Below are 26617 nucleotides of genomic sequence, written 5' to 3' on the forward strand. Positions count from 1 at the left end.
GGAAGTTACGACCTCTTGTGCAAGAGAAGTGCGTCTTATCCGTGGGCGACGTGGTACGACTGCTTCACTGACAAGCCGACGAAGCGAGCGGGGCGGTGACGACGAATAGGGCGGCCAATCTGCTGCGCAGGCGTGAGAGTCCGCAGCGGCCGACGTTTCTGGAACTGTTCTTTGATCTCGTGTTCGTCTTCGCGCTCACCCGGGTCGTGCACGAGTTGGTGTTGGACTACACCAGGGATCACGTCGCGGAGAGGTTGACCACCTCCCTTGCGGAGAACGGCGAGACGCTGCTGCTGTTGCTGGCTGTCTGGTGGATCTGGACCCAGACCGCCTGGCTGACCAGCAGATTCGATCCGTTCCAGCCCCCAGTCCAGTTCGTTGTGCTTACGACGATGTATGGGAGCCTGCTCCTGGCGGTCGCGATTTCGGGGGCTCTCGCCGAGACCGGCCTGCTCTTCGCGAGCACGTACGTCGCGATACAGGTGGGCCGCAGCCTTTTCTTCGTGCTCATTGTGCGGGGTCACGATCTTCGCCGAGTCAACCTGCTGGCGCTCGTGTGGTTCAGTGCGTCTGCCGTGCCGTGGCTCGCCGGAGCCTTCGCGCCCGAGCTGACGCGGAACTCGCTATGGACGCTGGCCCTGGTGATCGATTACCTGGGGGGCAGGCTCGGCTGGCCGCTGCCTGGGCTGGGTCGCTCGCGGGTGTCCCCGTGGGCCGTCGCGGGCGAGCACCTGGCCGAACGTTACTGGCTGCTCGTCATCGTCGCGCTTGGTGAGACGATCCTGACCTCTGGGTCGAGTCTCTTACGCGGTCCGATCGTGGCTGAGCGAATATTGGCCCTCACCTTGTCGTTCCTTACCACGGTGTTGCTGTGGCGAATCTACTTCTACCGAGCCGGCCAGATTCTGGGAGAGGCCATTGCCTCATCCGCTGACCCCGGCCGGCTCGGACGGTTGGCTGAGTTCTCGCACCTGCTCATGGTGGCCGGTATCCTCGCCACCTCAGCCGGCTCCGAACTCGTCCTGATAGATCCACTCGGCGATGCCAAGCGCGCGTGGGTCGGGGCCATCGTCGGCGGGCCCGCGCTCTACCTCGCCGGACGCTCCTTCCTCGAGTATGCGGCCTTCGCCCGGGTGTCCTGGCCACGGCCGATCGGGATCCTTGTCCTCGCGGCCATGGCGCCGGTGATGGTCGGCCTACCGCCACTCGGGGTCGTCGCAGCAGCTGTCGCCGTCCTGTTCGCCGTCGCCATCTCGGACACGATCCGAGCTCACGGACGCCCTCTCGAGCAGGCCTCGCCACCACGCTGAGGCGTACCCGTCGCGTCGAGCACCCAGGTCGAGGACGCTCCTCGCTTGCTGAGGAGCCCCGGTGTTAATCCGCACGTGAGCGTCGACCGGGTCACCTGCTTCGGCGCGGCCACGTCAAGAACGCTGTCCGATTGCCCGAGGCGGTGGCGGCTACCGCCTGGGTCGGCTCGTGTAACCAGGATTGTGTCGGCCAGCGTGCTATAGATCGACGTAGAGCTTGCACGTCAAGGGACTGCAGCCCGCTGTAAGTCCGTCACCTGAGACACCGGTACGGGCAAGGTCGTGAGCAGGTCGCCCAGCAGGTACGACACCGGCTCTCCCGAGCCGGGAACCGGCAGATCAACCGGGTGCTGCACATCATGGCCACCGTCCAACTACGCAACCCCATCGAAGGACGCGCCTACTTCGACCGCAAGAAGGCCACGGGCAAGACATCAATGGAGGCGATGCGGGCGCTCAAACGAGGCCTGTCCGACATCGTCTACCGGTGCATGATCAGCGATGCGGTCGCCGTGGCGGCGGGCCCGGGAGGACAACGGGGAACGACTACTGACTCCAGCGTGACCGACTTGCATCCCCCAGCCGGATCTTCGGGAAGGTCACTTCCCGGACCCGCCGAAACCCAGGATAGAACTCTCCTCCCGGCGGTGTCGTGACACAGAGGGGAGCCAGATGAGGGCACTGGATCAAGCTCACGCTTTGTCCGGCACGCTATGTCCATGAGCGGCGAACCTTGGTGTCTATGGCAGACCTGCGGCGAGCCCTGTCGCGGTCGTTCGACGAGGTCGAGAGGCGGCGGGGGACTGTCGTTGATCTCGGTACCGACTGTTACTGGCCCTCGACATTTCGCGCCAGTATTACGGTCGCGTCGCCCTGGCTACGGTCGACGTGCCTGCTGGGACGGTGACGGTAAAGCAGGTCGCGCCAGCGAGTAAGGCTTCCCGACCGACGGTCCTGCCCGCTCCCGACAGGAAACGGGTGGCGATCAACGACTCCAATGGCCGGTACACCACGAGCCTCGACGGTGCTTCAGGCCCAGCCCGCCAGCCCCTCAGTGATCGGCAGAATCTCGGCGAAATCGTCCTTTGGGCCTGAAGCCACTCCTCGGAGATCATGACCCGGCTGGCCCGCGGCGTTGGCCGGCCTGGGCCTGCTGTCTCGGTTTGATCGATGGCGTCGCCCCGCTCGGACGTGCAGTTGTTGCGCGGGAAGCCTCAGTGCGGCGCCCTCCGGTAGGGAGGCGCCGGGTTACTACAACCCGGCGCCTCCATGTCGGCGGTGCAGCGAGGGTCAGTGGGGGAAGCGTCCTCCGGGTGGTGCCCTAGCGGAGCGTCTCAGCTCTTGTCAGCTGGAGAACGAGATCACTTCCCGACTTGCGATCCCGGGTAGAGGCGTCGCCTGGTGCCCGGCGCCGAGTTGCTCGTGGCCTTCGGGGCCTGGGTGGATCTCGGCGGTGGCGCGATGGCCGTCAACGGCCCCGGGATACCCAACTCCTCCACCACCACGACTCTCGCCGCCGGTATCTCTTCCTTGGTCTGGAAGTTGTTCGCGTCGCCGCTGCGGTCGTGACGCCACGCGTCGTTGCCGTTGACGTCGTTCTTCGGCATGTCGAAGGCGAGGACGAGCCCGCCCTCGTCGGCGACGTCGCGCAGGGTCGGCTCGCCGCGTTTCTTCCCCATGGCCCATTCGGTGTGCTGCCGGGCGTAGGACAGTGCCAGGTCGAAGTCGAGGGTGACGGTGTTCCAGCCCTGGTCCTTGCTCTCGCTGGCGACGTCGTGCTTCTCCCAGCGCTTGCAACCGATGTCGCTGCCGGCTTTGTCCGGCATCAGCCCCGTGACCTGGATGCCGTCACCGTAATAGTTGCCCCGGTTGGTGCCGTGGTAGAACCGGTAGACGTCCGCGGGCGGCGGATTCTGAGGCGGGTTGGCCAACCGCCACAGCCGTTGTTGCACGTCGTTGTGCCTCCGAAGCGCCTCCTCGTCGAGTGTGTTCACGCCGAGGTGCTCGGATGCCGTGGCCAACCGGTACAGGATCAGCTTGTCCGCGACGGCGACGAGCTCTGGCGTGGCGTACTTCGGGGACAGGACGATGGTGTTGGTGCCCGGCACGTATTCGCTGCCGACGGGCGTGTGGAGAAGCCCCACCGTCAGTGGCATGCCGTATCTGGTTTCGAGAGCTCTCACCACGTCGGCGACTACCTGCTCGGCCGCGAGCCAGTGCGCCAGACGCGCGGACAGTGTCTGATCCGGGAGCGGGACCGGTAGTTGCGCTCGTGCAAAGTCAGTGGCGGCGCCCCCGCGCGGGCGGGTCGGCTCGTCGGGATGGACGGGCACCGTGGGGGCACCGGATTGGACGGGCACCAGTGGGGGCCGAGAAGTCTGCTCGGTGGGTAGATGGTTCGGCTGCATTCCGTGACGTTACGCATAGCCAACGCCGCGAATAATCGAGTAGTCCTCAATCGGACCCGGGGATGCCTTCAGCTCACGCCTTCACCGGTGCCACTGGCCGGCCGGACCGGCCTAACGGGTGGGTGCGGCACTGGTACTGCAACGGGCAGTTGGCCAGCGTAGCCGTGTCGTCGGTAGTGGCAGGTTCGGCCTGGCGTTGGCGTCTTCTGCGCCAGTGGGACCAGGCCCAGACGCGCTCGGGTGGGTGGGTTGATCGGACTACGAGTGCGGTGAGCAGCCTTCGGATCTCCGGTACGGCGTAGCCGATCATCATGTCGCCTCCGGGACTGGATCCCCATTGTAGTAAGGGATCGGGTCACGGACAGCCAGGCGTGGGCGGCCGTGGACAGGGTGATGTGGGCGTACCAGGCTCGCCAGTCGCGGACCTGGTACTCGTCGAGGCGGCTTCGTTCTTGGCCTGTTGGAAGCATTCTCGATCGCCCACCTTGGTGTCCGAAGCCGGGTACAACGTTGAGTGTCAGCGGAAGGACGTCAGCTAGGAGCGAGACATCCCCGAACTTGCCAGCTCGCGGATCATGTTGATCAGCTCTGCGGCGCGGGGACCACGTAGCCGTAACACTGTTTTGAGGTGTTCCTGGGCGTTGCGCCCGGCGAACTGGATGCTCGGCGCCCTCGCTGGCAGCACGATGCCAACGTAGGCGCGCCGCTCATCCGTGGTTTCCACCAGCGTGCCGTCGGGATCCGCACCCCACGAGTGCTGCCGCCAGAGCTCGTCGTCCGCCGCCGAACAGATCGACATCATCCTCGCCCGCGCCACCGAACGGCAGGAACCCGGCACCTCCCCTGGAAGCGGTGATGGACCAACTGGTCGCGCCGATCATGTACCGCATCCTGTTCCGCCCCGACGGCCTCGGCGAAGCGCACCTGCGCACCCTGATCGACCGGGTGGCCACCGCCGGCGGTCAAGAGGGGTGAAGTGAGGTTGGAGTACGGAAACGGCTCAGGTAGTCGCGAGCACGGGGGATCGGGTCCCGCCAGTACTGGTGTGGCAGACGGGAGTAGTGCCTCGCGCAGAAGTCGGCGAGACTCTCTACTATCTTGACGCTCTCCAGCGGGCGGCCCTCGAAGGCAGTGTTGACCGCGAGCAACTCCTGCTCGGGGTTCCAGCCGGAATGGTCGAACGCCCAGCCGTCCCAGAGGGCATAGACGTGGAAGACCTGCCAGCCACCTGCCAGGCGTACTCCCGCGATCGTGATCGGTTGATCGGGGTAGGAGTCCCGGCACACCCAGGCCAGGATGTGACATGCTCCGGCGGCGAAAAAAGCCTGGTCCGTCCGCTCCCAGGCGATGCGTTGATCCGATCGCTCAATTGCCGTCCGACGAAACGCACCCGCTGCCTGGGCCACCACCCCCGAGACGTTAGCTGATCGGCCGACCCGTCGCGCATGCCGAGGCGTCCACTGCCAGTGGCAGCCGCCGAAGACAGCGCATCCGCCTACCGGATGTAGGGTCCAGAGGTGCTGCGGCGATGGACCTTGACGATCCTGATGGCGGCATGTGGCGTGCTGGTGGCGGTGTCGCAACTAGCCGACGGCCTGCCCATCGTAGGCGGCGCCGAACTGCTGATCTTCTTGGCGCTGGCGTTGCTGCTGTCGCCGTGGGCCTTCCCCCGCTCCGTGGACGCCGCCGAAGCACAGCGGGCCAGCGCGGCGGACGAACGACCGATCGTGTACTGGCGCCCCGGCTGTCGCTACTGTCTCCAGCTCCGGTTCTCCCTCGGCCGGCTCGCCGGGCGTGCGCACTGGGTGGACATCTGGCGCGATCCGGCGGGAGCTGCCGTCGTCCGGGCGGTGGCCGGCGGCAACGAGACCGTGCCCACCGTAGTGCTTGGCGGCCGGGCCGTTGTGAACCCCGACCGAGCCTGGCTCCGCGAGCAGCTCCGCCCGTCCTGAGAACGCCCGTTTTCCGGTGGGGTTGACGGATGGCATCGCCGCCGTTCACGTCGTTGTCGCTGGTGGCTCGGCGGGAAGGTACTCGGTGGCGAGCGCGGAGATGTCCTGGAAGAGCTGCCGCATCGCCAGCACGGCGCCGCTCGGGATGTCTCCGAAGTCGAGGACGACCGTGCGGGTGGGCGTCGTGACAGAGACCCCGTCCGCCTGCCAGGCGTGGCCGGTCGGGGTGCCGCGCGGCACCCTGCCCGGTCCGAAGGTGCGCCGGGATGCCTACTCGTCACGAGCGACATGGCCGGGATCTGGCGGGCTCTTCGACTCGGCGTGCTAATCAACGGAGAGGGTGTCCGTGCCCGCGGCTTCGATAGCCGTGACCAGGCCACACCGTGGAGCGCAATCCAGTCGGGAGACTGCGTGCAGATCGACGTACGGAGAGGCTTGCCGCTCTACGCTCCCGTCCTCCGTCTCGGTGACGACGCCATGCCTCTCTCGGCGCTCGGCTCGTACTCACGGCAGGACGCCGAGCGCGTAATCGAACAGCTGCGGAGCCTCAAGGCCAGCGCCACACCATCCTGAACGGGATGCAGAGGCGGGCGCCCGCTCAGCGCCACATGGGTGCGCCTGGTCCTATCGTTAAAGCTCGATCCAATAACGCCGAGCGGGGCCGATCCTGGTGTCCCGGATGCACTCGAACACGCCGCCGCACCGCTCGATCGCTTTCACCGAGGCGACATTGTCGACCGCGCAGACGGCCAACAGCCGATCCAGGCCGAGCACTCGGGCCTCGTCGAGCATCCGGCCCATCGCCCAGGTGGCCAGCCCGCGCCGACGTGCGGACGGTCGGATGCCGTAACCGAGGTGGCCGACCCACCGCACGTGGTCACTACTACCGTGCCGCAGTGCGATTCCACCGAGCACGTGATCGCCCTCGACGATCCATCGATACGTGCAACGGTGTTCCGCCAGCTGCGCCACCCAGGCCGCGAACCCGGCCGGCGAATCCACCTCGTCGGACGGGCCCAGCCCGAAACCGTCCTCATGCAACCCCGGGCCCCACTCTGCATGAGCCTCGCGCCAGGCACCGTGCAGGCGGGCAGCAGGTGCGATCAACTCGGGCATGCGACGACGATACCCGCCAGCACAGGCGTGGACATCAAGGCGAAAACCCCGCGAGCACTGCGCTCTCCTCGGCTATGAGCGCGCATCGCGCCGGGTCGTGCAGGCGCGTCCGGCTGAGAGGGCTCGTGCGCAAAGACGGATCCCGAAGGCCTGGCTCGGGACCCATCAAGGTGGGCTGATCTTCAGCTCAGCGGGATGGCGCCGATAAGGCGTATCCCACGTCGGGCATCGGTCCGTGGCGGTCCACCGGCACGAACCCCTTGCCCGGGGGTAGGTGAGTCGCGACGGGCAGGCGCACGCTGTTTCCTGGTGACGGCACGTCCCCGATGGTGGGGGAGTGGGGCGCGGTGGGACCCAGCGCTGCCACGTCGGTCGGCCCCCCGTTTGCCCCCCGAAAACCCCGTCTGCCGTTGACAATCAGTGACAAGAACGGACCAGCGGCTGAATGTGTCTGTGTAGCTCAATGCCTATTATTGACAATCAACGACAGCTCGATTTGGTTACGGATGGTAACAAGGGGTCGTCGGTTCGAATCCGGCCGTCCCGACGCAGGTCAGAGGCCATTCGGAATCTCCCGGGTGGCCATTTCTGATCTTGTACAGCAGCGAAGTACAGCAACGGCTCATTGATCAAGGCGGCCCGCTTCGCAGGCCGCTCGCGCCGCCGAACCTGGGCCGGGCCGATGGTCCGCCGCCGCGCCTCTGGCCTTCGGCCGTCAGCGCGTTGTCGGTGATGACCTGGTCGATGTTGCGGGAGCGGCCGGCTCGGCGCAGCGCGGCGGCGATGCGGGCTTTGGACAGCGTGAGCGCTGCGGCAGGAGTCGGGGCGATTTCGAACAGGGCTCGGGCCAGCGGGGTAGCCAGGTTCCCGCTGCGGTTGGCGGCCGCTTCGATGACCAGTCGCGCCCATCAGCATGCCGCTGGCGCCCGTAAGGACGGCCACCTGCAGAAAGAGCCACCCGGCGGGGTGCACGACGAACCCGCCGATCACGCCCTCGGACGATCTCGCGGCGGGCTGACCACCAAAACCCATCTGGCCTGCGAGCAAGGACAGAAGGTTCTCTCGATGGTCGTGACCGCCGGCCATCGGGGTGACAGCCCGCAGTTCATCCCGGTCCTACGCCGTATCCGGGTGACCCGCCTTGGCGTGGGCCGACCCCGGACCTGCCCCGATCTGGTCCTGGCCGACAAGGCCTACACCAGCCGCGGCAACCGCCGTTACCTGCGCTCACGCGGAATCAAGGCGTGCATCCCGAGCAAGAAGGACCAAGACGCCCACCGCAAGGCCAGAGGCTCCCGCGGTGGTCGCCCACCCGCGTTCGACAAGGACCTCTACCGGAAGCGTCACGCCGTCGAGAACGGCATCGCCCGGCTCAAACGCCATCGCGGCGTCGCCACCCGCTACGACAAATTGGCCGTCCGATTCCAAGCCGTCCTGACCATCGTCATCATCTGCGAGTGGCTTTGACCCGCTTATGAAACACGCCTTAGTCGTGGTGGTTCAGTAGGTGGGCGACGTCGGCGCGGACCGAGGGCAGCTTGGGATAGAAGGCGTTGCCGGGGCATTCGGTCGCTGCCCAGTCCCGGTGTCCCGGGATCGTCGGCACCTCGGCCTGCACGCCGTTGACGGGATTGACGAAGGTGACTCGTGCGCGGGGGTCCAGCAACTGCACTGCGCAGAACGCGGCGAGCACCTGGGTCAGCGCGCGTCGGGCCGCCCGCGTCGGCTGCCGCTCGGTGAAATTGCCCAGCAGAGCGATGCCGATGTTGCCGCTGTTCATTCCGCCGACGTGGGCGGCGCTGATCATCAGCGGGCGGCCGTCGGTGCCGATCGGCCCGAAGACCGGTTGGCGGTCGTCGCCGGACCAGCGGCCCTCGTAGACTGTGCCGGCCTCGTCGATGAGCAGGTGGTAGCCGAGGTCGCCGTAGCGGACCAGGGTGTCGTACTCGTAGAGGGCACGCACGAAGGCGGCCGGGTCCGGGTCGTCGTTTGCGTCGGCGGTGTGGTGCACCGTCACGGTCTGCACCGGGTAGAACTGCTCCGGACCCCACAGCGGCGTGCCGTCCTCGGTGAACCGGAGCGACTCGTCGGCGCCCCAGGCTGCCCGGCTCAGATAGCGGACCGGAACGATGTGCTCGCCCACGGGCATCCCGGTCCGGGGTTTGGCGCGCCGACGTCGCCGGGGGCCGTCCACCGTGTTGAGTTCGACGACCTCGACTCCGGTGACCCCGTCAGCGTCGAGGTCGTAGCCGATCGCGGCTGGCGCGGCGAGCAGCGCCGAGCGCGCACCGGAGGGTGCACCGTCGCGGCCCCCCTGGCAGCCGTGCACCGGCTGCCAGGAAGCCCAGCCCGACTCCGACCGGAAGCGGATGCCGGGTTGGCCCGTACCGGTCCAGCGGATCCCGAGATGACTCAGCGGGAACGCGGTGCGGTCCACCCGGGCGCTCCCGCCCGCGAGCGCCCCACGCCGGGTGAGGGTGCGGGGTACGGTCGGCTCGGCGGCCGACGCGTGACCTCCGAACAGACCGGCCAAGGGGACCGCCGAGGCGGCGGTCAGGCCGGTGGTGAGGATGGCACGTCTGCTTGGCATTCTCGGTCTCCTCGGAATGGAGGGGGTTCCGCCCCGGCTCCGGAACACCGCCGATGGTCGACTGAGCCGGGGGGCGGCGCGGCACCAGGCGAAAGGGGTGGCACCAGGCGGAAGGGTGGCCGGCCGGGTCGGCGTAGACCGTACCATCCACAATCGACGAATAGGACCCGACGTCGAAATCGGTGGCTGACCTGCTCGAAGACCTGACCGTGACCCGGTCACACTCCCGGCCGAAGGTGTCCAACGACAACCCGTACAGCGAAGCCTGGTTCAAGACGTTGAAGTACGCGCCGGTCTTCCCGGACCGGTTCGCGTCCCTGGCCCAGGCCCGGGCGTTCATGGCCGACTTCGTGACCTGGTACAACAACTGCCACCGACACCCGATGGCGCGTGACCATACGGTTCTGGCACCCTGCCGAACATGCCCGACACCACCTCCTCGCCACGCAGCCTGCCCGAGCTGCGGGCGCTCGGGCAGATCGAGGATCTTGGGCAAGGGCCGGTTGGCGCCGAAGTGTTCCGGGTGTGCTGCGCGGGCTGCGGCGAGGGTGTCCTCTCGGCCGGCGCGCACGGTGTGGTGGCGGCCGTGGTGGACCTCGGCGGGGGTGTGTAGGCCGATCCCGGAGTTTGCTCTGCCGGTCGCGGGTTTGCCGGCCGTCCTCCCCGGGGTTGAGCGGGCCGAGCGGCCTTCCTGCCCTTCGATTTGAGGCGGGCCGCCTCGGCCTTGCGACGCGCGAAGATTTTTGTTGCTGAGTCAAAAATTCGACGTTCATCTCTGGCATTGGGAGTGGTCGTGCGTTCATGATGTTGGCGGTACGGCTGCCCGGAGATCCGCCCACCCTGTCGGATGACGTGCTCGACAGGGCCGGTCCCCGGGCGCGTCGCTTTCGACAGGGAGGTAGTCATGACACCGACGGGACCACGCAGGCTCGCCCTGCTCCGGTCCGGCATCGTGGCCGCAGCAACCGTGCTGGCACTCGCCGCGAGCACCTTACCCACGATGGCCGCCCCAGCCGAAGGTGACATCCTCGCCGCGGGCGGCCCGACCGCCGTGGCCGGCTCCTACATCGTCGTGTTGCGGGACTCCGCCGTCAGAGCCACCGCCGTGGACACCACCGCCCGTGACCTCACCGCACAGCAGGGCGGCGGCGTCGGCCCGGTCTACCGGCACGCCCTGCGCGGCTTCGAGGCCCGACTCTCCGAGCGCGGCGCTCGCCGCCTCGCCGCCCATCCGGCCGTCGCCTCCGTGACGCAGAACCACACGATGTCCGTGGCAGGCGTGCAGAGCCCGACACCGTCCTGGGGCCTGGACCGGATCGACCAGCGCGCGTTGCCGCTGGACAACTCGTTCACCTATCCTCGCGTGTCACCGGGTGTGCGGGCGTACATCATCGACTCCGGGATCAATCTGACCCACACCGAGTTCGCCGGGCGGGCGGTGTCCGGCTGGGACTTCATCGACAACGACGCCGACGCCACTGACTGTCAGGGGCACGGTACCCACGTCGCCGGCACGGTCGGCGGCACCACCTACGGGGTGGCCAAGAACGTCCAACTGGTGGCCGTACGCGTCTTCAACTGCGACGGCCGCGGCACCACCTCGAATGTTCTTGCCGGGGTCGACTGGGTGACCGGTGATCATGACCCCGGGCAGTTGGCCGTGGCGAACATGAGCCTCGGCGGCCCGCCGTACGCGCCCATGGTCGACGCCGTGCGGCGGTCGATCGCAGACGGCGTCAGCTACGTGGTGGCCGCGGGCAACGAGAGCGGCGCCGACGCGTGTTCCTACACCCCGGCCTCCGTCCCGGAGGCGATCACCGTCGCCGCCACCGACGCCACCGACGCCCGCGCGACGTTTTCCAACATCGGTACGTGCGTGGACCTGTTCGCGCCGGGCGTCGACATCACCTCGGCCTACATCGGCAGCAACACCGCAACCCGTACCGCCTCCGGAACCTCGATGGCCACCCCGCACGCCACCGGGGCGGCAGCGTTGATCCTGGCCGACAACCCCACCTACACCCCGGCGCAGGTGACCCAGGCACTCCTGGCCGACACCACCCCCGGCGTGGTGACCAATCCGGGCGTCGGCTCGCCGAACCGGCTGCTCCACGTCAGCGCCACCACCCCGGCCAACGACTTCGCACTGACCGCTACCCCCGCCAGCGGCACCGTCACCGTCGGCGGCACCATCTCCACCACCATCACCGCGACCGTCACAAGCGGCGCGGCCCAACCGGTCTCCCTGGTGGCCCGCGGCCTACCCGACGGCGCCACCGCCACGTTCCAGCCCGCGAGCGTCTCCTCCAATGGCAGCACCACCCTCACCATCAACACAGCGTCGACAACCATGGCCGGCGACTACACCATCACGGTGATCGGCACTGGGACGGGTGCGACCCGCGCGACGGCATTCCAGCTACACCTCAACGACCCGGCCGGCTGCGTCGGCTCGAACGGCACCGACACGCCGATCACCCAGGGCGATAGCCCTCTGGTCCCCATCACGATCACCGACTGTCCCGGCGCCGCCGCTCGCAACAGCACCATCGAGCTGCACATCGACCATTCCGGCATCGGTGACCTCGACATACGGCTGCTCTCACCCGACGGCACCTGGTATTACCTGCTGGACCGCACCGGCGGCGACAGCGACGACATCGACTACACCTTCACCCACGACCTGTCGTCCGAGACCGCGAACGGCACCTGGATGCTGTGGCTCAACGACCTCCTGCACTCCGGCACCGGGTTCCTCGACTCGTGGCGGATCAACCTCGCGGGCGCCGACCTGCCGGCACCAGCATGCGGTGGCCGCACCACCACCAACCTACGGATACCGGCCGCCGGCACTGTCGAATCGTCAATCAGCGTGGCCGAATGCGGCCTGGCGCCGTCGACCAAGAGCTACATCGAGCCCAACATCCGTCACCAGTACGGCCGAGACCTCCGAGTCTCCCTCGTCGCGCCGGACGGGCAGGCAATCCTGCTCAAGGATGCCTACGTGGGGTCGTACCGGGCTAACGTCCGCGAAACCTTCATCACCGATCTGTCAAGCAAGCCCACAGCCGGCACCTGGAAACTGCGGGTCGAGAACGTCGCCGACTATGAGGGCGTGTTCGAAGGCTGGAAGCTGACCCTAGACGGCGGCACCACACCAACCCCCACTACGCCGCCTCCGACGACGCCTCCCCCCACCACGCCACCGCCCACTACGCCGCCTCCGACGACGCCACCGCCCACCACGCCTCCCCCCACCACGCCTCCGCCCACGACGCCACCGCCCACCACCCCGCCTCCGACCACCCCGCCCCCCGGTGGGAGCCCCGCCTGCACCGCCGTCTACTCCGTGCAGGACCAGTGGAACGGTGGGTTCGTCGTCAACGTCAACGTCACGGCAGGAGCCATCCCGCTCACCGGCTGGCGGGTCACCCTCAACCTGCCGGGCGGCGCCTCGGTCACCTCGCTCTGGAACGGTGTCAACAGCGGCACCAGCGGGACCATCACCGTCGCGAACCAGAGCTACAACGGACGGCTGGCCGCAGGCCAGACCACCAATTTCGGATTCCAGGGCACCGGAAACGGCAACGGCGCCACCGTCACCTGCACCGGAAGCTTGAACTAAGAGCGACCGGCAATAGGTAGGGCGGCTGGACGGAAGGGACCCCGAGGTAGCAAGCAGGCACGGGTCCATTGATCATCGGAGTTCTCTACGCTTCGTGACCGATGGAGTCCCGTGCCTGCGCTGCCATCTTCGTTGTTCGAGCCCGTCTGGGTCGTGTTCGCCGCGTTGTGGCCTGAGCAACCCGAGTCGACCCGACGCATCCGCTGGCTGCCACCGCCGTCGGATCCCTGACCGGGTCGTGTTCGAGCACGTCATCGCCGCTTTGGTACACGGCTCCGGCTACGAACGCGTCGCCTCGGATGACTGCTCGGACCGTACGATCCGCCGCCGCCGGCTGCGGTCATGGGCCCAGGCCGGTCTCGGCGAGCAACTCCACGAGCTGGCCTTGGACGCCTACGACCGCATGATCGGCCTGAACCTGGCCGACGTCAACGCCGACGGCGCCATCACGAAGGCCCCACGCGGCAGAGATCGGGCTGGCCGGTCCCCGGTCGACCGCGGCAAAGGCGGCATGAAACGCTCCACCGGCGTCGACGGCCCAATACCCCGCCGTCATCAAATGAAATGGCTGTGATCTACGGCCTTCTTGTCATTGAGGACATGGCGGAACACACTCAAGATCCGTGGGGCCGCAGGCCGTTGACGACGATCGCGAGCATGCGGTCGAACTGGGGGCGATGTTCCGCAGTGCCGGCTACGGAGAGCAAGCCGGCGAGCATGCTTCCCACATCGATCGGGTCGACGTCGGCGCGCAGGTGCCCTGTCTGTGCCCCGGCGCTTAGTAGTTCTCCCAGGATCTGCTGGACCTCGTCGCAGACCGGGCCGCTGCCGAAGCGGCCTGAGGCGCTCATGGCGACCAGGGCCTCACAGATGCCGCGCCGCTCGGTGGCCCATGCGGCGAACCGGCTCATCCAGATGTGTAGCGCCTGGTCCGGTGGCTGGCCGGCCAGCAGGGCGTGGGCGTCCTCGCGTAGCGGGCGGATCTGATCGCGGTAGATCTCTTCGACCAGGTCCTCGCGCGTCGGGAAGTGGCGGTAGAGGGTGGCGCTGCCGACGCCGGCGCGTTTGGCGATCGCGTCGAGCGAGATCGTCTGGTTGCCGGCAGCGAAGGCTTCAGCCGCGATGGCTATCAGGTGTTCGCGGTTGCGGCGGGCGTCGGCGCGCAGACCGGCCGATCGAGAAGTCATGGTCCTCACAATCGCGGAGTCGGGCTGGGTCAGGGTTGGCAAAACGGGGGCATCCCCGTTTAGTGTAGGCCAGGCAAAACGGGGACCTCCCCGCTTCGGACCCGAGGAGCCACCATGCCCACAGCGCTCATCACCGGCGGAACGTCCGGGATCGGCCGCGCCACCGCAGAACTACTGCACGCCCGGGGGTACGAGGTCGCCGTCACTGGTCAGAACCCCGACACGATCGCCAAGGCGAAAGCCGAACTCCCCGACAACGTGCTCGTGACCCGCGCCGACGCGCGCAGCCTTGCTGACACCGACGCCCTCGTCCAAACGGTGTCCGACCACTTCGGCTCCCTCGACCTGCTGTTCCTCAACGCCGGCGTCTTCCGCCCGGCGCCGGTCGCCGAGGTGACTGAGGCATCGTTCGACGAACAGGTCGCCATCAACTTCAAGGGCCAATACTTCACCCTCCAGAAGGCGCTCCCTCTAATCAACGACGGCGGTTCCGTGGTCATCACCGTCGGGATCGGCGCCCGGCGCGGCAGCCCCGGCGCCACGATGGGCGCGGCAACTCGCGGAGCGCTGCTGGCGATGCTGCCCTCCCTCGCGCTCGAACTGGCCCCGCGCCGGATCCGGGTCAACACCGTGAGTCCCGGAGCGATCGCCACCCCGCTCTTCGACAAGCTCGGCGTTCCCGAAGCCGGACGCGACGCCATGCGCGCGAACATCCCTTTCGAGCGCTTCGGATCCAGCCAGGAGATCGCGGAAGTCGTCACCTTTCTCGCCTCGGACGCCGCCAGCTACCTGACCGGACAGGACATCGTCGTGGCCGGCGGCTACGGGCTCAGCGCCTGACCGTTCCCTCGGCGCAACCAGCCGCGGCACACCCGGCTTTTCTCACCGCATGCCATCACCAACTCAGGAGAACCTGATGTCACTCACCCTCGACACCTACCGCCAACTCGGCCGCTCCGGGCTGTGGATCTCACCGCTCGCGCTCGGCGCTGCCACCTTCGGCAACGACTGGGGCTGGGGCGCCGAGAAGGACGAGGCGCGCCGGCTGTTCGACCTCTACGTCGAGCGTGGCGGCAACTTCATCGACACCGCGGTCACCTACACCAACGGCACCTCCGAGCGGATGCTGGGCGAGTTCGCCCACGGCCGCCGGGACAGCCTGGTGCTGGCCACGAAATACACGACACTGCGCACCCCAGGCGACCCAAACTCCGGCGGCGCCAGCCGCAAGAGCCTGAACGGCGCCGTCGAGACCAGCCTGCGACAGCTGGGAACCGACTACATCGACCTGCTCTACCTGCACGTCTGGGACTTCACCACACCCGTGGAGGAGATCCTGCGCGGCCTCGACGACCTGGTCCGTCAAGGCAAGGTCCTGTACGTGGCGATCTCCAACACCCCGGCCTGGCAGATCTCCCGCATGCACGCCATCGCCGACCTGCGCGGATGGTCGCCGCTGGCCGCGGTGCAACTGGAGTACAACCTGATCGAACGCACCGCGGAACGCGACCTGCTTCCCATGGCCCGGGAACTGGGGCTGGGAACGGTCCTCTGGTCACCACTCGCCGGCGGGGTGCTCACCGGCAAATACAGCCGCCAAGACCTGACCACGCCAGATGCCACAGCCGCCGAAAGCGCCCGTAAGGGCTTCAATCTGGCACTCGGTGGGATCACCGAACGCAACCTCGCGATCGTCGACGTGGTCAAAGAGATCGCCAGCGATCTGAACCGCACGCCCGCTCAGGTAGGCCTGGCCTGGACCCTGCAGAACCCCGCGGTCACCTCCCCAGTCATCGGTGCCCGTACATCAGCACAGCTACAGGAAAACCTCGGCGCACTGGAGGTCGAGTTCACGCCGTCGCAGCTCACTCGGCTCGACCAAGCCAGCGCCATCGAGCTCGGCTTCCCGCACGCGATGCTCGCCAGCGACCACATCAGAGCCCAAACCCGTGGCGACATCACATTCGCAACCCACCGCTGACACCACGTCCCAGAAGCGCCGATTCCCCTTCGTCATCGTGATCTCCGGCAGGTCCGACCTAAGTCCGCAATAGATCAACAACTCAAAGGATCAAGCGGCGGACAACGATCCCTGCAGGGCCGTTCCCGCCGCCTACCGCGGCAGCCGACCCAGCGGATAGCTGCGTCACGCGACCGCCGGGATGACGGCCCGTTTTTCAACCCGTAGTTTCGGGCTGGAGCGGTAGGGCGACCCGCGTGTGTCGCGACGGGGCGGCGGGGCGTAGGCAGCGCCACCGCGGGTAGAGCCGGACGTGGCTGTGATCAGTGACTACGCACTTCTCGGAGACTGTCAGGGCGCGGCATTGGTCTCCTCGGACGGGTCGGTGGACTGGTGGTGCCCGCCCCGGTTCGACGCACCGAGCGTCTTCGCGCGTCTGCTCGGCTCCACCGGCGGCTTCTGGTCGATCCGACCACTCGGGCCGTACCACACCGCCCGTCGCTACCTCGACGGGACGATGGTGCTGAACACGGAGTTCCACACCCAGGACGGCGTGCTGCGGGTGACCGACGCCCTGAGTCTAGGTGCCGGGGAACGCGGTCACCGGATCGGCGTCACCTCCGCGCACGTGCTGTTACGGCAGGTCGAGGTGGTCTCCGGCGCGGTGGAGGTGGCCGTCGAGGTCGCGGCCCGGCCCGAGTACGGCTTGGTCACGCCCACGATCGTCGAAACTCCGGTGGGGATCGAGATCTCCGGAGGCGCAGACCGCCTGACCCTGGTCGCTGACCGCGATCTTGCCGTCGACGGTGCACTCGTGACCGGGCGATTCACTCTCACGGCGGGTGACAGCGCCATGTTCGCGCTACACCACCGTGGATCCGCCGACCCGCCGACCGCGCCGATCGACGGGCGTGCGGCGCTGCGGGACACCGTCGCCGCCTGGCTGTCCTGGGCCACCCTCCACCAGGACTACCAGGGGGCTTATCGGGAGGAAGTCCGGCGCAGCGCCCTGGTCCTCCAGGCGTTGACCTACCAGCCGACCGGTGCGGTGATCGCTGCGGCCACCACATCTCTGCCGGAGGAGGTCGGTGGTGCGGCGAACTGGGACTACCGGTTCGGATGGCTCCGCGACGGCAGCTTCACCCTCAAGGCTCTGTGGGTCGCGGCCTGTCCCGACGAGGCACACCGCTTCTTCGACTGGATGGCCGCCTCGATGGGGTCGGTGGAAGCGGAGGACCACGTGCCGATCATGTTCGGCGCGGGTGGCGAGCGGGACCTGACCGAACACACCCTGGAGCACCTGGAGGGCTACCAGGGCAGCCGGCCGGTGCGGATCGGCAACGACGCCTGGCGGCAGAAGCAACTCGACGTCCTGGGCGAAATCCTGGAGTGCGCCTGGGTCCTGCGCGACGAACTCGCGGACCTGTCGCCCGCCGCCGCGGGTCTGCTGCGTTCGCTGGCCGACCGGGTCGTCGACGGTTGGCGGGAGCCCGACGCCGGCGTCTGGGAAGGGCGCGAGGGCGAGCGGCACTACCTGACGTCGAAGCTGCTGTGCTGGGTGGCATTGGACCGTGCTATCAGGCTGGCGCCGGTCCTGGACGCGGAGACGCACGTCCCGAGGTGGTCGCAGGCCAGGGAGCAGCTCCGCGCGGCCATCCTCACCGAGGGCTGGAACGCCGAGGCCCGGACGTTCACCGGCGCGTTCGGGTCCGACCACCTCGACGCCGGGGTGCTCGCCATGTCGCCCCTCGGGTTCCTCCCCGCCGACGACGACCGGGTCATCGCGACCGTGGACGCCATCCGGCGGGAACTCGACGTGCGACACGACGGCCTCTTGCAGCGCTGGACGGGGTCGGGGTTGGAGGGCACCTTCATCGTCTGCTCGTACGTGCTGGTCCAGGCTCTGGCGCTCGCCGGGCAGGTCGACGAGGCCAAGCGAATCTTCGAGCGGATCACCGCCCGGGCGAACGATGTTGGTCTGCTGTCGGAGGAGGTCGACCACCGGGACGGCACCCTGATCGGGAACTTTCCCCAGGCGCTGTCCCACATCGGTCTCATCAACGCGGCCTGGATCATCGATCAGGTCCAGTCCGGGGGTGACCCGGTGCACTGAGCCCGGCCAGGGCGGCAGACCGCAGGCCGGCGTGCCGCGCCGCGCCGCCTCTCGCCGCGTCGGCGCTGATCACGGTGGGCTTACGCCCACGACCAGCGGGTATGCGCGCCGACGTGACAGCCACGGAAGGAGCGTGCTGATGACCGGACGCCTGACAGGCAAAACCGCCCTGATCACCGGCTCCGACTCGGGGATCGGGCAGGCCACCGCCATCGAGTTCGGCCGAGAGGGCGCCGATGTGGTGGTGCACTACCTGCACGATCACGCGGGCGCCAACCACACGAAGGCCGAGATCGAACGGACCGGCCAGCGGGCTGTCGTGGTGCAGGGTGACATCAGCGTCGAGCACCAGGTGGAGGCGATGTTCGACGAAGCCCTGGGGGAGTTCAGCAGGCTGGACATCCTGATGAACGACGCGGGCGTGGACGCCTCCGGCATCCCGGTGGCCGACCTGGACACCGAGACCTGGGACCGGGCGATCCGCACCAACCTGTACGGGATGTTCTTCTGCTGCCGGCGGTTCATCCGGCACCGCCGCGACCAGGGCGGGCAGGGGAAGATCATCAACATCACCTCCGTCCATCAGGAGGTGGCCCGGGCCGGCGGCTCCGACTACGACGCCAGCAAGGGCGGCATGCTGGAGCTGGCCAAGAGCATCGCCCTGGAGGTCGCCCCGATGCACATGAACGTCAACAACATCGGGCCCGGCATGGTGCTCACGCCGTTCAACCAGCAGGCAATCGACGACCCGAAGTTCCTTCAGGAGCAGGTGCAGTCCATCCCCTGGAAGCGGGCCGCGCAGCCGGAGGAAATCGCCAAGCTCGCCGTCTTCCTGGCCAGTGACGACGCCGACTACGTCACCGGCTCGACGTACTTCATGGACGGCGGTCTGATGCAGAACCAGGGACAGGGCGCGTAGACCCTGCCCAGGAACACCACCGCACCGGTCCGGCCCTGCGACGGTCAGCCGGTGCTGGTGGCGAAGGGGCCACCGTCGCCGAACGCGAGCCGCGCGAAGTTCTCAGCGATGCGGCGGTGCCCCGCAGGGTCGGGGTGGACCTCGTCGGGCAGTGGGATCTCGGCGTAGTCCGCCTCGCCGTACAGGTCGCGTCCGTCGAGGTAGTGCAGGTTCGGGTCGTCGGCCGCGCGCTCTCCGACGATCCGGGCCAGTTCGGCACGGATGGTGGTGAGCGTCAGCCGCCCGGCACTGCGCTCGGCCGGATCGCCCGTGAGCGTTCACTTCAGCACCGGCCCATCAAGTGGATGCTGGCGGGGCCAGGTCTGTCCGGAGACGTTCGAGAGTAGTGCTCGTTATGCTCCTGCTCATGAAAACGTGCCGGCCTATGGCGGTCGTTGCCTGCCTGGCCTTGCTGGTCATATCGGGTTGCGGCTCCGGGCGGTCCACCACCGCAGCAGGCACCCCGACGACCTACACGTGTTGCGATGGCGAGGACGTGGACACGGTCTACCAGCCTGGCCAGGAAATGACGGTTCACTGGATCGTCAAGTCGGGGACCGGCCCCGCCGCGAAGCCGACACACGTCGAGCTGACTGCGCGTCTGACTGGCCCGTACGGGGACGTCAGCGAACTGAAGAACGCTGCCGGGGGTACAGCTCGGCCCGCTCTGGGAGAGGTAACGTTCGAGGCCCAGCCGGTGCGGCCATCCGGTGCGGCGGGCGAACGACCGGTCAGCGTCATTCCCATCGCGGAGGACGCGCCGCCCGGGTCTTACAACCTGATCTTTGCCGTACGAGAGGATGGCGGAGTCATAGGCGGAGCGAGCGTCGTCCGCGTGGCCCCCAAAGCCTGAGCCCATCGGATACTCAGGCCGGGGACAGCGTTGTTCTGCCGGATCGGCAGGGTGCTCACGAGTCGTTGCGTTCTTCTCTCCTGTTGTTGCGGGCCGCCGTCGCAGACGACTGCCCGTCGCGGGTTGCGCACCCGACTGCTGTTGCGCTACCGCCATCTAGCATCTTGCGTTCAACCGCGACGAGCTTCGTGGTCAACCCGTCCCCCCATGCTGCGCCGGCCGCAGCCGGGCCTTCCGTTACGAGCGTCAAGTCATCCGGCTGACTTGGCTCGCCCGACCCCGCAGGCGTGACCGCTGACGGTGAAGGCCTGGCCTGCGGCGGCTCCTGGCCGCCGGAGCACCCGCCCGTCGCCACCGCCGCAAACACAGAAATCAAGACACCTCGAAGAACATGCATCCGGTCATGGTGAATCACCACCGGTGATGTACCGGTCACCGACACGAACCCACGCCTGGCGCCAGGTGATGACCCGGGCGCGGTGGTGGCGATCGTCGGCCGAGCGCGATAGCCGCTCACCTCGAGCTCTCGCCCGATATACGACCGGGCGGTGGCGTGCCGCGCGCAGGGACCTGAGCGAGAATGGTCCAGTTCGAACCTCGCGCAACCCTGGAAGGACCCTCCCTTGGCCGGTGGACTCGTAGCCCTGTTGGATGACGTGGCGGTGCTGGCCCGGGCCGCTGCCGCGTCGATCGATGACATCGGGGCGGCCGCCGCGAAGGCCGGCGCCAAGGCTGCGGGCGTCGTCGTCGACGATGCTGCCGTCACGCCGCAGTATGTGCGGAGCCTGGCGGCCGAGCGCGAGTTGCCGATTATCAAGCGCATTGCCGTGGGGTCGCTGCGCAACAAGTTCTTCATCATCCTGCCGGCGGTGCTGCTGCTCAGTCAGTTCGTGCCCTGGCTGCTCACTCCGATCCTCATGCTCGGCGGCGCCTACCTCTGTTACGAAGGCGCGGAGAAGGTGTGGGCCAAAATCGCCCATCACGGTGCCTCCGGCGCGGGCGAGGAGAAGGTGCAGGACGAGACGACACTGGTGTCTGGGGCGGTACGAACCGACCTGATCCTCTCGGCAGAGATCATGGTCATCTCCCTTAACGAGGTGATCGATCAGGCGTTCTGGTCCCGCCTGGCGATCCTGGCTATCGTCGCCGTCGTCATAACCGTCCTGGTGTACGGCGTGGTGGCCCTGATCGTAAAGATGGACGACGTCGGGCTGCGCCTGTCGCAACGTTCCGGCGCCGTCGCCACGTTCGGCCGCGGTCTGGTGAGGGCGATGCCGGTGGTCCTCACCGTGCTGACGGTAGTCGGCACGGCGGCGATGCTGTGGGTGGGCGGGCACATCCTGCTGCTCGGCACGAACGAGCTGAACCTGCACTTCCTGTACGAGGCCGTGCACCACGTGGAGGTCGCCGCCCACGACGCCACGGGTGTTCTCGGCGGGCTCGTCGGCTGGCTCGTCAACACGGCGGCCAGCGCGATCCTCGGGCTGATCGTCGGAGCGCTGGTCGTGCTGGTCATGACTCTCACGCTCCACCGCCGCACATCCAAGGCTGCGGCTGCGGCTGCGGCGGCCACGACTCGTACTGACGGCACCATCCCCGCGCCGCCGAGCCGCGCAGCTCGGCGTCGCGACGCTCCTGCGGACCGAGCGCCTCGCGGTTGACCGCAAAATCCTCAACGAGGCGCCGCTCTCGATTCCCCGGCTCAACGGCCATCGGCTGGTACGGGCGTCCTAGCCGGTGTACGGCTGCGGCAGTGCCGCCACGCAGGCCGCGGAGCATGCGTTTACCAGCAACGGCAACACGTCGGTGGCGACCAGGCCAGAGATCCAGACTTGGCGAAGCTCACCGTCAACCGGCCCATCGCAGACGCTGCAGGTTCGCACCGCGTCGCAGCCCCACACGCTGGGTCGAGCGCGGCGAGGTCCGTCTCTACCGCACGGGTCACCGCCCGCAGCCGCGGAAACGGCGGACGAAACTGTCAGCGGGGTGCCTGCGATGGCGACGAGATGGATCGCACGGTGGTAATCGGGCCGGTCGTCGTGGCTCGGCTCGGCCCTGGCACGCGACGACCGTGACGAGACGGGTCAGCGACGGCCCATTTCCGTACGAGTTCTTTTGGCGATCATGGCGCCGTCGATGGCGATGAGAGCGGCACCCGAGGCGGCGGCGAACATTCCGGCGGGGCGTCCCGGATGGCGAGCGCGGCCTGGACGAGCGCCGCGTGGGTGAGCGTCTGGGGGTAGTTGCCGATCTGGGCGCCGGTCGCGGGATCCAGCTCTTCGGCGTAGAGGCCGAGAGGGCTGGCATAGCCGAGCATGGCCTCGAACAGCTCGATCGCCTCGGAGCGGCGGCCGGTGCGGGCGAGGGCTTGCACCATCCAGAACGAGCAGGGCAGGAACGCGACTTCGGTCCCCGGGAGACCGTCACGTCCCGGCGGGTAGCGGTAGAGCAGCGGACCGCCGGCGGACAGTTCGTCTCGAACGGCGTCGATGGTGCCGCGCACCCGGGGTGACTCGATGCTCTCCATGTCCAGCAGCGGCAGGACGAGCAGGGCCGCGTCCAGATCCGTCGAGCCGTAGGTGCGCATGTAGCTGGCCGCCGTCGGGTCGAAGCCGGATGACCGGACCTCGGCGGTGATGGCCTCGCGTGCTTCCCGCCAGCGCCGACGTTGACGGCGTGGCAGGGGGTGAGTATCGGCGATGCGCAAAGCCCGGTCCAGAGCGAGCCACCCCATGAGCTTCGAATGTACGTGTTGGGCGGGTTGGCGGACCTCCCAGATGCCGGCGTCGGGCTCCTGCCAGCAGCGGGCGACCACGTCGGCGAAGCCCCGCACCGCCCGCCACGTCTCTGCGTAGAGGCGCTGTCCGGCCTGTACGAACGCCCAGGCGGCATCGATCAGCCAGCCGTAGCCGTCGAGTTGGTGTTGCCCGGCGGCGCCGTTGCCGATCCGTACCGGGACGCTGCCGAGATAGCCGGGCCAGCCGGCTAGTTCCCGTTCTGCTGGCACGACGCGGCCGTGAACGGTGAGCAGTGCCGGCAGGCGTGGCCGCTGTAGCCGGCTCGCGTGCATCAGCCACGCGAGGAAACCGCGGGCCTCGTCCGGTTTCCCGACGCTGAGGAACGCGCTCACGCCGATGCTGGCGTCCCGGGGCCAGACATAGCGGTAGTCCCAGTTCCGTACCCCGCCGGGATCTTCGGGCAGTGACGTGGTGGGTGCGGCCACCGGCGCTCGCGACGGCGAGTAGGTCAGCAACCGCAGCGTCAGCAGGCTTCGTACCACCTCTTCCCGAAACGGAAGCGACCCGTCGATCTCGGCGGTCCAGGCTCGCCAGCGCTCCTCGTCCTCGGCGAGCAGTTCCCAGGCCCATGCGGGCTCGACGTGGATCAGCGGTTCGCGGTATGCCACGGCCAGCACGAGGGTGACCGGTCGGCCCGGTCGCACCCTGATCAGGGCGGGCCGACCCGGTTCGATGGTGAGCTCGGGCGAGCTGCCCAGTGAGACCGCGAGGGACCCCCACTGACACACCAGGCCCGGACCCCGGTGGTGAACTCGAGGCCGGCGGTGCCCTTCGCCGAGGCGGGGATCGAACTCGACGACGGCGTCGCCCGTCGTGTCCTCGGCGGAAAGCCGTCGCACGATCAGCGTTGTCGGCAGCAGGCGGCCGCTGACCTCGGCCACCATGGCCTCGGTGAGGGTGAGCCGGCCGCCGCCCACCGCCCAGGTCGTCTCCAGAGTGGCGGTGTGCTGCCGGTAGCGTCGCTGCACGATCGTGGCCGGTCGAGCGGGGCCAACCCGGAACGTTCCCGCCTCGGGTCCCCCGACCAGCCGGCCGAAGAGGGGCTCGCCGTCGAAGCGGGGCACGCAAAGCCAGTCGATCCCGCCGTCACCGGCGACGAGGGCGGCGGTGCGGGTGTCACCCAGCAGCCCGTACTCGCTGATCGGCGCTGGGGGGCGGACCGATGTCGGTTCGAACCCACCGGTCATGCAGATCGCTCCTGACGAGACGTGGCGCGCGGGTCAGCCGGCGTGAAGGAGTAGTCCGAGGACCACCCCGTAGATGACATGGACGATGCCGACGACCACGGGGGTCTGGACGCCATAGTTGACGGCGAAGACGCCGGGTGGCTCGAGGACGGCCGTGCTGGCTGGGCCCGCCCGCTGGGACGCCATGCGCGGGTGGACACCCGGAAGTAGCGGCAGGAGCACCGTCAGCGCGATCCCGACGTGGACGGCCCCGAGCAGTGCCCCGGTCCACCACGTGGCGCGGCCCAGCAGGGCGAACGTGGCAGCGTAGCCGAGCGCGAAGCCCTGACCGGCGCCGAGGTGGATGAAAAACCCGATGACCCGGGCCCGGTCGGGATCTTCGGTGACGAGGGTTCCGAGTACCAGGGGAAAGTCGAGGCGAGTGAGTCCGGCCAGTTGAGCAGTGATCAGCGCCGCGGTGAGCACCGCGGTGGCGACGACCCCGAACAACGCCCATCCGGCCCAGTCCATCTCAGCAGGGGTGGGCGACGCGAGCGTTGGCAGTCAATGTTCCCTCGGTCATCGGTCCGTTCTTCGACTGGAAACGTGAAAGCCGGCGGCTCTGGTCGGGACGCCTGCGGCGCGCATCGGACGATGGTGGCTGTGTCGGATTTTCACCATAAGTCACAGTGCTGTGAGATGTGGTCTGCTCGCCGAGATGCAGCTGGCGGTGCGACGCGCCGTGCCCGTGGGTGCGGTGCTGCCCCGGGACCCGGAGCGGGACCGGCCCGCGCTACCCGAGGCCGGTGTCAGGCAGCTCGGCGGGCGCGGCGGCGGGCATGGATGAAGGCGGCGTCGCCGCGCATGCCGCCCCACCAGGACCACGGAACGCCGATCATGTACCGGTGATCGACGCGAAGACCGGCGCGGCGTCCGCGCCGCGGCCGGTGCGGGACAACCCGTACGCGAGGCTCCTCAACACCGGTGTGCTGTGAGCTGTTGGGTTGGTTCTTCCCGAAAGATAAGGAAGCTGCGGCGGGTTCGAAGCCGAATCGGCCCGAACCCGCCGCGCGACGGGGTGGAGGCGCCGAGAGCAGCTAGCGACATGCGCTGCCCGGATGTGGGGGACGGCGATGCCCTGTCTGGACCGCACCGGTCGCCCGTCCACTGCGGCTGGGCTCGTACGAGCCCCGCCGGGGTGCGCCAAGTCAATCTGGCCACCGTCGTTCCTTTCACCTCGTCCTTCCGACAACGAGCACATCGCGTACGGGGTGTGCGCCACAAGGCTCTTCACACCGCTGATACGGAACCCGGCCGGGAATTGACGCCGCCGATACGCCAGCTTGCCGTAAGGGACCGCCGGTTCCGTAACCAATCGTGCCTGCGGCGGATCGTGTCGGCCGATGCGCGCATCTTGGCGCCGGCACCAACCGCCTGGCGTGACTGCGTAGGCCGCACGTGGGAGTGCCATGTGTCCGAGCGGTGAGGATCGCCGCCGTCGGTTCTCGTCATCAAGACCCATGCCGACCAGGCTTCCCGGCGCTCCGGACCAACCGTCCCTCCGAGGTGTGCCTACCTTCGGAGAAGCCGGGGCCGAGTGGCTGCCGTTATGGCCGTGTCAAGAATCGGCCCGTGGTCGTAACGGGTGCGTGAAAGCCGTCGACGGTGGTCGGCCAGACGGACTGAGATGGCACCAGGTGGACTCGATGCGCGGGTCCGCACGGTCCGGGGGCTTGCCATGGCGGTGGATCGCAATCTGTGGGAAGCAAGGGGCGCGCAGCAGACGCCGACGGGCGTCAGCGTTGCGATCGGCTGGACAGCGATGATCGCCGCGTCCCTCGTGGCGGCGGCGCTGTTTTCGCGCTCGGAGATGCCGGGGCGGGTGCTCGTTGTCGCTGTGGCGGCCGGTGCCTTTGCGGCGAGGGTTCCTGACCTGCGCGCCGTGGCCGCGGTCACCGGTTTGGCCATGGCCACGTTCGTCGGGTTTCTGGCGAACCAATTCGGCGAATTGACCGGCGGCGACGGTGCCTGGTCGTACGCCGTGGTGATCGGCTTCGGTGCGGTCCTCGGGATCGGCTACCGGTTCTTGCGGCAGGTCCGGCAGGTGCGGCGCGAGCAGGCCGAACCGTTGCAGGTGGTGGCGGACCGGCCCTTGTCTGATGAACGTGATGTAGCTGTCGCGCCGCTGGACAACGCCTTCGATGGCCGTCGTGCGGCTTGAGGCATTCGTAGTACCGCAGCGCCTGACGGTTCACGCCGGCCGCGTCGGCCAACTGGCCGCTGCGCGGTGGCCGTGGCGTCACCCCTGCATCTGGGTGAGGTTGTAAGTAATCGGGACCCCGCCTGCGCGTCGCTGCTGCCCCAGAGTCACGCCGCCCTGGGCAGCGGCAACGCGGCGATCTTGCTGTAGAACCGGTGGATCTCGCTGACCATGCGCTCGAACGTGTCCACGTCGATGGGCTTCGTGACGTAGGCGTTGGCGTGGGCGCTGCAAGTGCTCAGCTCGCCGAGCACCAGTCGGTGACCTCCATCGTCAACGCGATCCGGGCACTGGACGCAGATGTCCCGGCCGATTCGGCAT

The 26617-nt window shown here is 68.2% G+C and carries 23 protein-coding genes and 4 pseudogenes; 15 read left to right on the forward strand and 12 right to left on the reverse strand.

Annotated features, from left to right (window positions below; translation table 11 throughout):
- Nucleotides 1–95 precede the first annotated feature (95 nt).
- Nucleotides 96–1310, forward strand: coding sequence for a low temperature requirement protein A (locus ABZ780_RS22290; RefSeq protein ID WP_357002598.1), 1215 nt, complete (start codon nt 96–98; stop codon nt 1308–1310).
- Between the two features lie 1361 nt (nt 1311–2671).
- Here ABZ780_RS22290 and ABZ780_RS22295 read toward each other — a convergent pair.
- The 4 genes and pseudogenes from ABZ780_RS22295 to ABZ780_RS22310 all read right to left on the reverse strand — a co-directional run bounded on the left by ABZ780_RS22295 (nt 2672) and on the right by ABZ780_RS22310 (nt 5004).
- Nucleotides 2672–3718, reverse strand: a complete 1047-nt coding sequence (locus ABZ780_RS22295; protein ID WP_357002597.1) for a hypothetical protein — start codon at nt 3716–3718, stop codon at nt 2672–2674.
- A gap of 347 nt (nt 3719–4065) precedes the next feature.
- A pseudogene (locus ABZ780_RS22300) lies at nt 4066–4190 on the reverse strand (IS701 family transposase); the annotation flags it as partial.
- Nucleotides 4191–4253: 63 nt separating this feature from the next.
- The gene (locus tag ABZ780_RS22305) at nt 4254–4517 is read right to left on the reverse strand and encodes a hypothetical protein (protein WP_357002595.1); all 264 of its coding nucleotides are present in this window, start codon (nt 4515–4517) and stop codon (nt 4254–4256) included.
- 163 nt (nt 4518–4680) lie between these two features.
- Nucleotides 4681–5004: a hypothetical protein gene (locus ABZ780_RS22310; RefSeq protein ID WP_357002593.1), complete on the reverse strand. Its 324-nt coding sequence runs from the start codon at nt 5002–5004 to the stop codon at nt 4681–4683.
- Between the two features lie 231 nt (nt 5005–5235).
- On the opposite strand from ABZ780_RS22310, the gene ABZ780_RS22315 reads away from it, so the two are divergent.
- The gene (locus ABZ780_RS22315) at nt 5236–5670 is read left to right on the forward strand and encodes a glutaredoxin domain-containing protein (RefSeq protein ID WP_357002591.1); all 435 of its coding nucleotides are present in this window, start codon (nt 5236–5238) and stop codon (nt 5668–5670) included.
- Between the two features lie 45 nt (nt 5671–5715).
- Here ABZ780_RS22315 and ABZ780_RS22320 read toward each other — a convergent pair whose 3' ends face one another.
- Entirely contained in the window at nt 5716–5910 is a 195-nt protein-coding gene (locus ABZ780_RS22320) for a hypothetical protein (protein WP_357002589.1), read from the reverse strand.
- 390 nt (nt 5911–6300) lie between these two features.
- Nucleotides 6301–6786, reverse strand: coding sequence for a GNAT family N-acetyltransferase (locus tag ABZ780_RS22325; RefSeq protein WP_357002587.1), 486 nt, complete (start codon nt 6784–6786; stop codon nt 6301–6303).
- 783 nt (nt 6787–7569) lie between these two features.
- On the opposite strand from ABZ780_RS22325, the gene ABZ780_RS22330 reads away from it, so the two are divergent.
- On the forward strand, nt 7570–8253 hold the full coding sequence (locus ABZ780_RS22330) for an IS5 family transposase (protein WP_357487537.1): 684 nt from the start codon (nt 7570–7572) through the stop codon (nt 8251–8253).
- A gap of 19 nt (nt 8254–8272) precedes the next feature.
- Here ABZ780_RS22330 and ABZ780_RS22335 read toward each other — a convergent pair whose 3' ends face one another.
- On the reverse strand, nt 8273–9376 hold the full coding sequence (locus tag ABZ780_RS22335; RefSeq protein ID WP_357002585.1) for a peptidoglycan recognition family protein: 1104 nt from the start codon (nt 9374–9376) through the stop codon (nt 8273–8275).
- Between the two features lie 170 nt (nt 9377–9546).
- Between ABZ780_RS22335 and ABZ780_RS22340 the strand changes: the two are divergent.
- Nucleotides 9547–9756: pseudogene (locus tag ABZ780_RS22340) on the forward strand (integrase core domain-containing protein); the annotation flags it as partial.
- A gap of 89 nt (nt 9757–9845) precedes the next feature.
- Here ABZ780_RS22340 and ABZ780_RS22345 read toward each other — a convergent pair.
- Nucleotides 9846–10004 (reverse strand): annotated as a pseudogene (locus tag ABZ780_RS22345) (IS3 family transposase); the annotation flags it as partial.
- 276 nt (nt 10005–10280) lie between these two features.
- Between ABZ780_RS22345 and ABZ780_RS22350 the strand changes: the two are divergent.
- Nucleotides 10281–13001, forward strand: coding sequence for a S8 family serine peptidase (locus ABZ780_RS22350; RefSeq protein ID WP_357487265.1), 2721 nt, complete (start codon nt 10281–10283; stop codon nt 12999–13001).
- Nucleotides 13002–13112: 111 nt separating this feature from the next.
- Nucleotides 13113–13539: pseudogene (locus ABZ780_RS22355) on the forward strand (IS5/IS1182 family transposase); the annotation flags it as partial.
- 76 nt (nt 13540–13615) lie between these two features.
- On the opposite strand, the gene ABZ780_RS22360 reads toward ABZ780_RS22355, so the two are convergent.
- Nucleotides 13616–14188: a TetR/AcrR family transcriptional regulator gene (locus ABZ780_RS22360; RefSeq protein ID WP_357002581.1), complete on the reverse strand. Its 573-nt coding sequence runs from the start codon at nt 14186–14188 to the stop codon at nt 13616–13618.
- Between the two features lie 114 nt (nt 14189–14302).
- Here ABZ780_RS22360 and ABZ780_RS22365 point away from each other — a divergent pair, with 114 nt between their 5' ends.
- The 7 genes from ABZ780_RS22365 to ABZ780_RS22395 all read left to right on the forward strand — a co-directional run bounded on the left by ABZ780_RS22365 (nt 14303) and on the right by ABZ780_RS22395 (nt 21733).
- Nucleotides 14303–15028, forward strand: coding sequence for an SDR family oxidoreductase (locus tag ABZ780_RS22365; RefSeq protein WP_357002579.1), 726 nt, complete (start codon nt 14303–14305; stop codon nt 15026–15028).
- 76 nt (nt 15029–15104) lie between these two features.
- A complete protein-coding gene (locus tag ABZ780_RS22370) occupies nt 15105–16169 on the forward strand; it encodes an aldo/keto reductase (RefSeq protein ID WP_357487267.1) in 1065 nt (354 codons plus the stop codon).
- Nucleotides 16170–16461: 292 nt separating this feature from the next.
- A complete protein-coding gene (locus ABZ780_RS22375; RefSeq protein ID WP_357487268.1) occupies nt 16462–18261 on the forward strand; it encodes a glycoside hydrolase family 15 protein in 1800 nt (599 codons plus the stop codon).
- Nucleotides 18262–18400: 139 nt separating this feature from the next.
- Nucleotides 18401–19180, forward strand: a complete 780-nt coding sequence (locus tag ABZ780_RS22380; RefSeq protein WP_357002573.1) for an SDR family oxidoreductase — start codon at nt 18401–18403, stop codon at nt 19178–19180.
- Nucleotides 19181–19314: 134 nt separating this feature from the next.
- Complete coding sequence (locus tag ABZ780_RS22385) at nt 19315–19566, forward strand: hypothetical protein (protein ID WP_357487270.1); 252 nt, start codon at nt 19315–19317, stop codon at nt 19564–19566.
- 38 nt (nt 19567–19604) lie between these two features.
- Nucleotides 19605–20072: a hypothetical protein gene (locus ABZ780_RS22390; protein ID WP_357487272.1), complete on the forward strand. Its 468-nt coding sequence runs from the start codon at nt 19605–19607 to the stop codon at nt 20070–20072.
- Between the two features lie 623 nt (nt 20073–20695).
- Nucleotides 20696–21733: a DUF808 domain-containing protein gene (locus ABZ780_RS22395; protein ID WP_357487274.1), complete on the forward strand. Its 1038-nt coding sequence runs from the start codon at nt 20696–20698 to the stop codon at nt 21731–21733.
- Nucleotides 21734–22194: 461 nt separating this feature from the next.
- Here ABZ780_RS22395 and ABZ780_RS22400 read toward each other — a convergent pair whose 3' ends face one another.
- Both ABZ780_RS22400 and ABZ780_RS22405 read right to left on the reverse strand, forming a co-directional pair.
- A complete protein-coding gene (locus tag ABZ780_RS22400) occupies nt 22195–24057 on the reverse strand; it encodes a glycoside hydrolase family 15 protein (protein WP_357487276.1) in 1863 nt (620 codons plus the stop codon).
- A 33-nt stretch (nt 24058–24090) separates the two neighbouring features.
- Nucleotides 24091–24567 (reverse strand): hypothetical protein, encoded by a 477-nt coding sequence (locus tag ABZ780_RS22405; protein WP_357002563.1) that lies wholly within the window; start codon nt 24565–24567, stop codon nt 24091–24093.
- Between the two features lie 187 nt (nt 24568–24754).
- Between ABZ780_RS22405 and ABZ780_RS22410 the strand changes: the two genes are divergently transcribed.
- Nucleotides 24755–24883: a hypothetical protein gene (locus tag ABZ780_RS22410; protein ID WP_357487277.1), complete on the forward strand. Its 129-nt coding sequence runs from the start codon at nt 24755–24757 to the stop codon at nt 24881–24883.
- Between the two features lie 891 nt (nt 24884–25774).
- Complete coding sequence (locus ABZ780_RS22415) at nt 25775–26257, forward strand: hypothetical protein (RefSeq protein ID WP_357487279.1); 483 nt, start codon at nt 25775–25777, stop codon at nt 26255–26257.
- A 146-nt stretch (nt 26258–26403) separates the two neighbouring features.
- On the opposite strand, the gene ABZ780_RS22420 is transcribed toward ABZ780_RS22415, so the two are convergent.
- Nucleotides 26404–26550 (reverse strand): hypothetical protein, encoded by a 147-nt coding sequence (locus ABZ780_RS22420; protein WP_357487281.1) that lies wholly within the window; start codon nt 26548–26550, stop codon nt 26404–26406.
- Nucleotides 26551–26617 lie beyond the last annotated feature (67 nt).

This window comes from Micromonospora sp. NPDC047467 (assembly GCF_040643095.1).
GTDB lineage: Bacteria > Actinomycetota > Actinomycetes > Mycobacteriales > Micromonosporaceae > Micromonospora.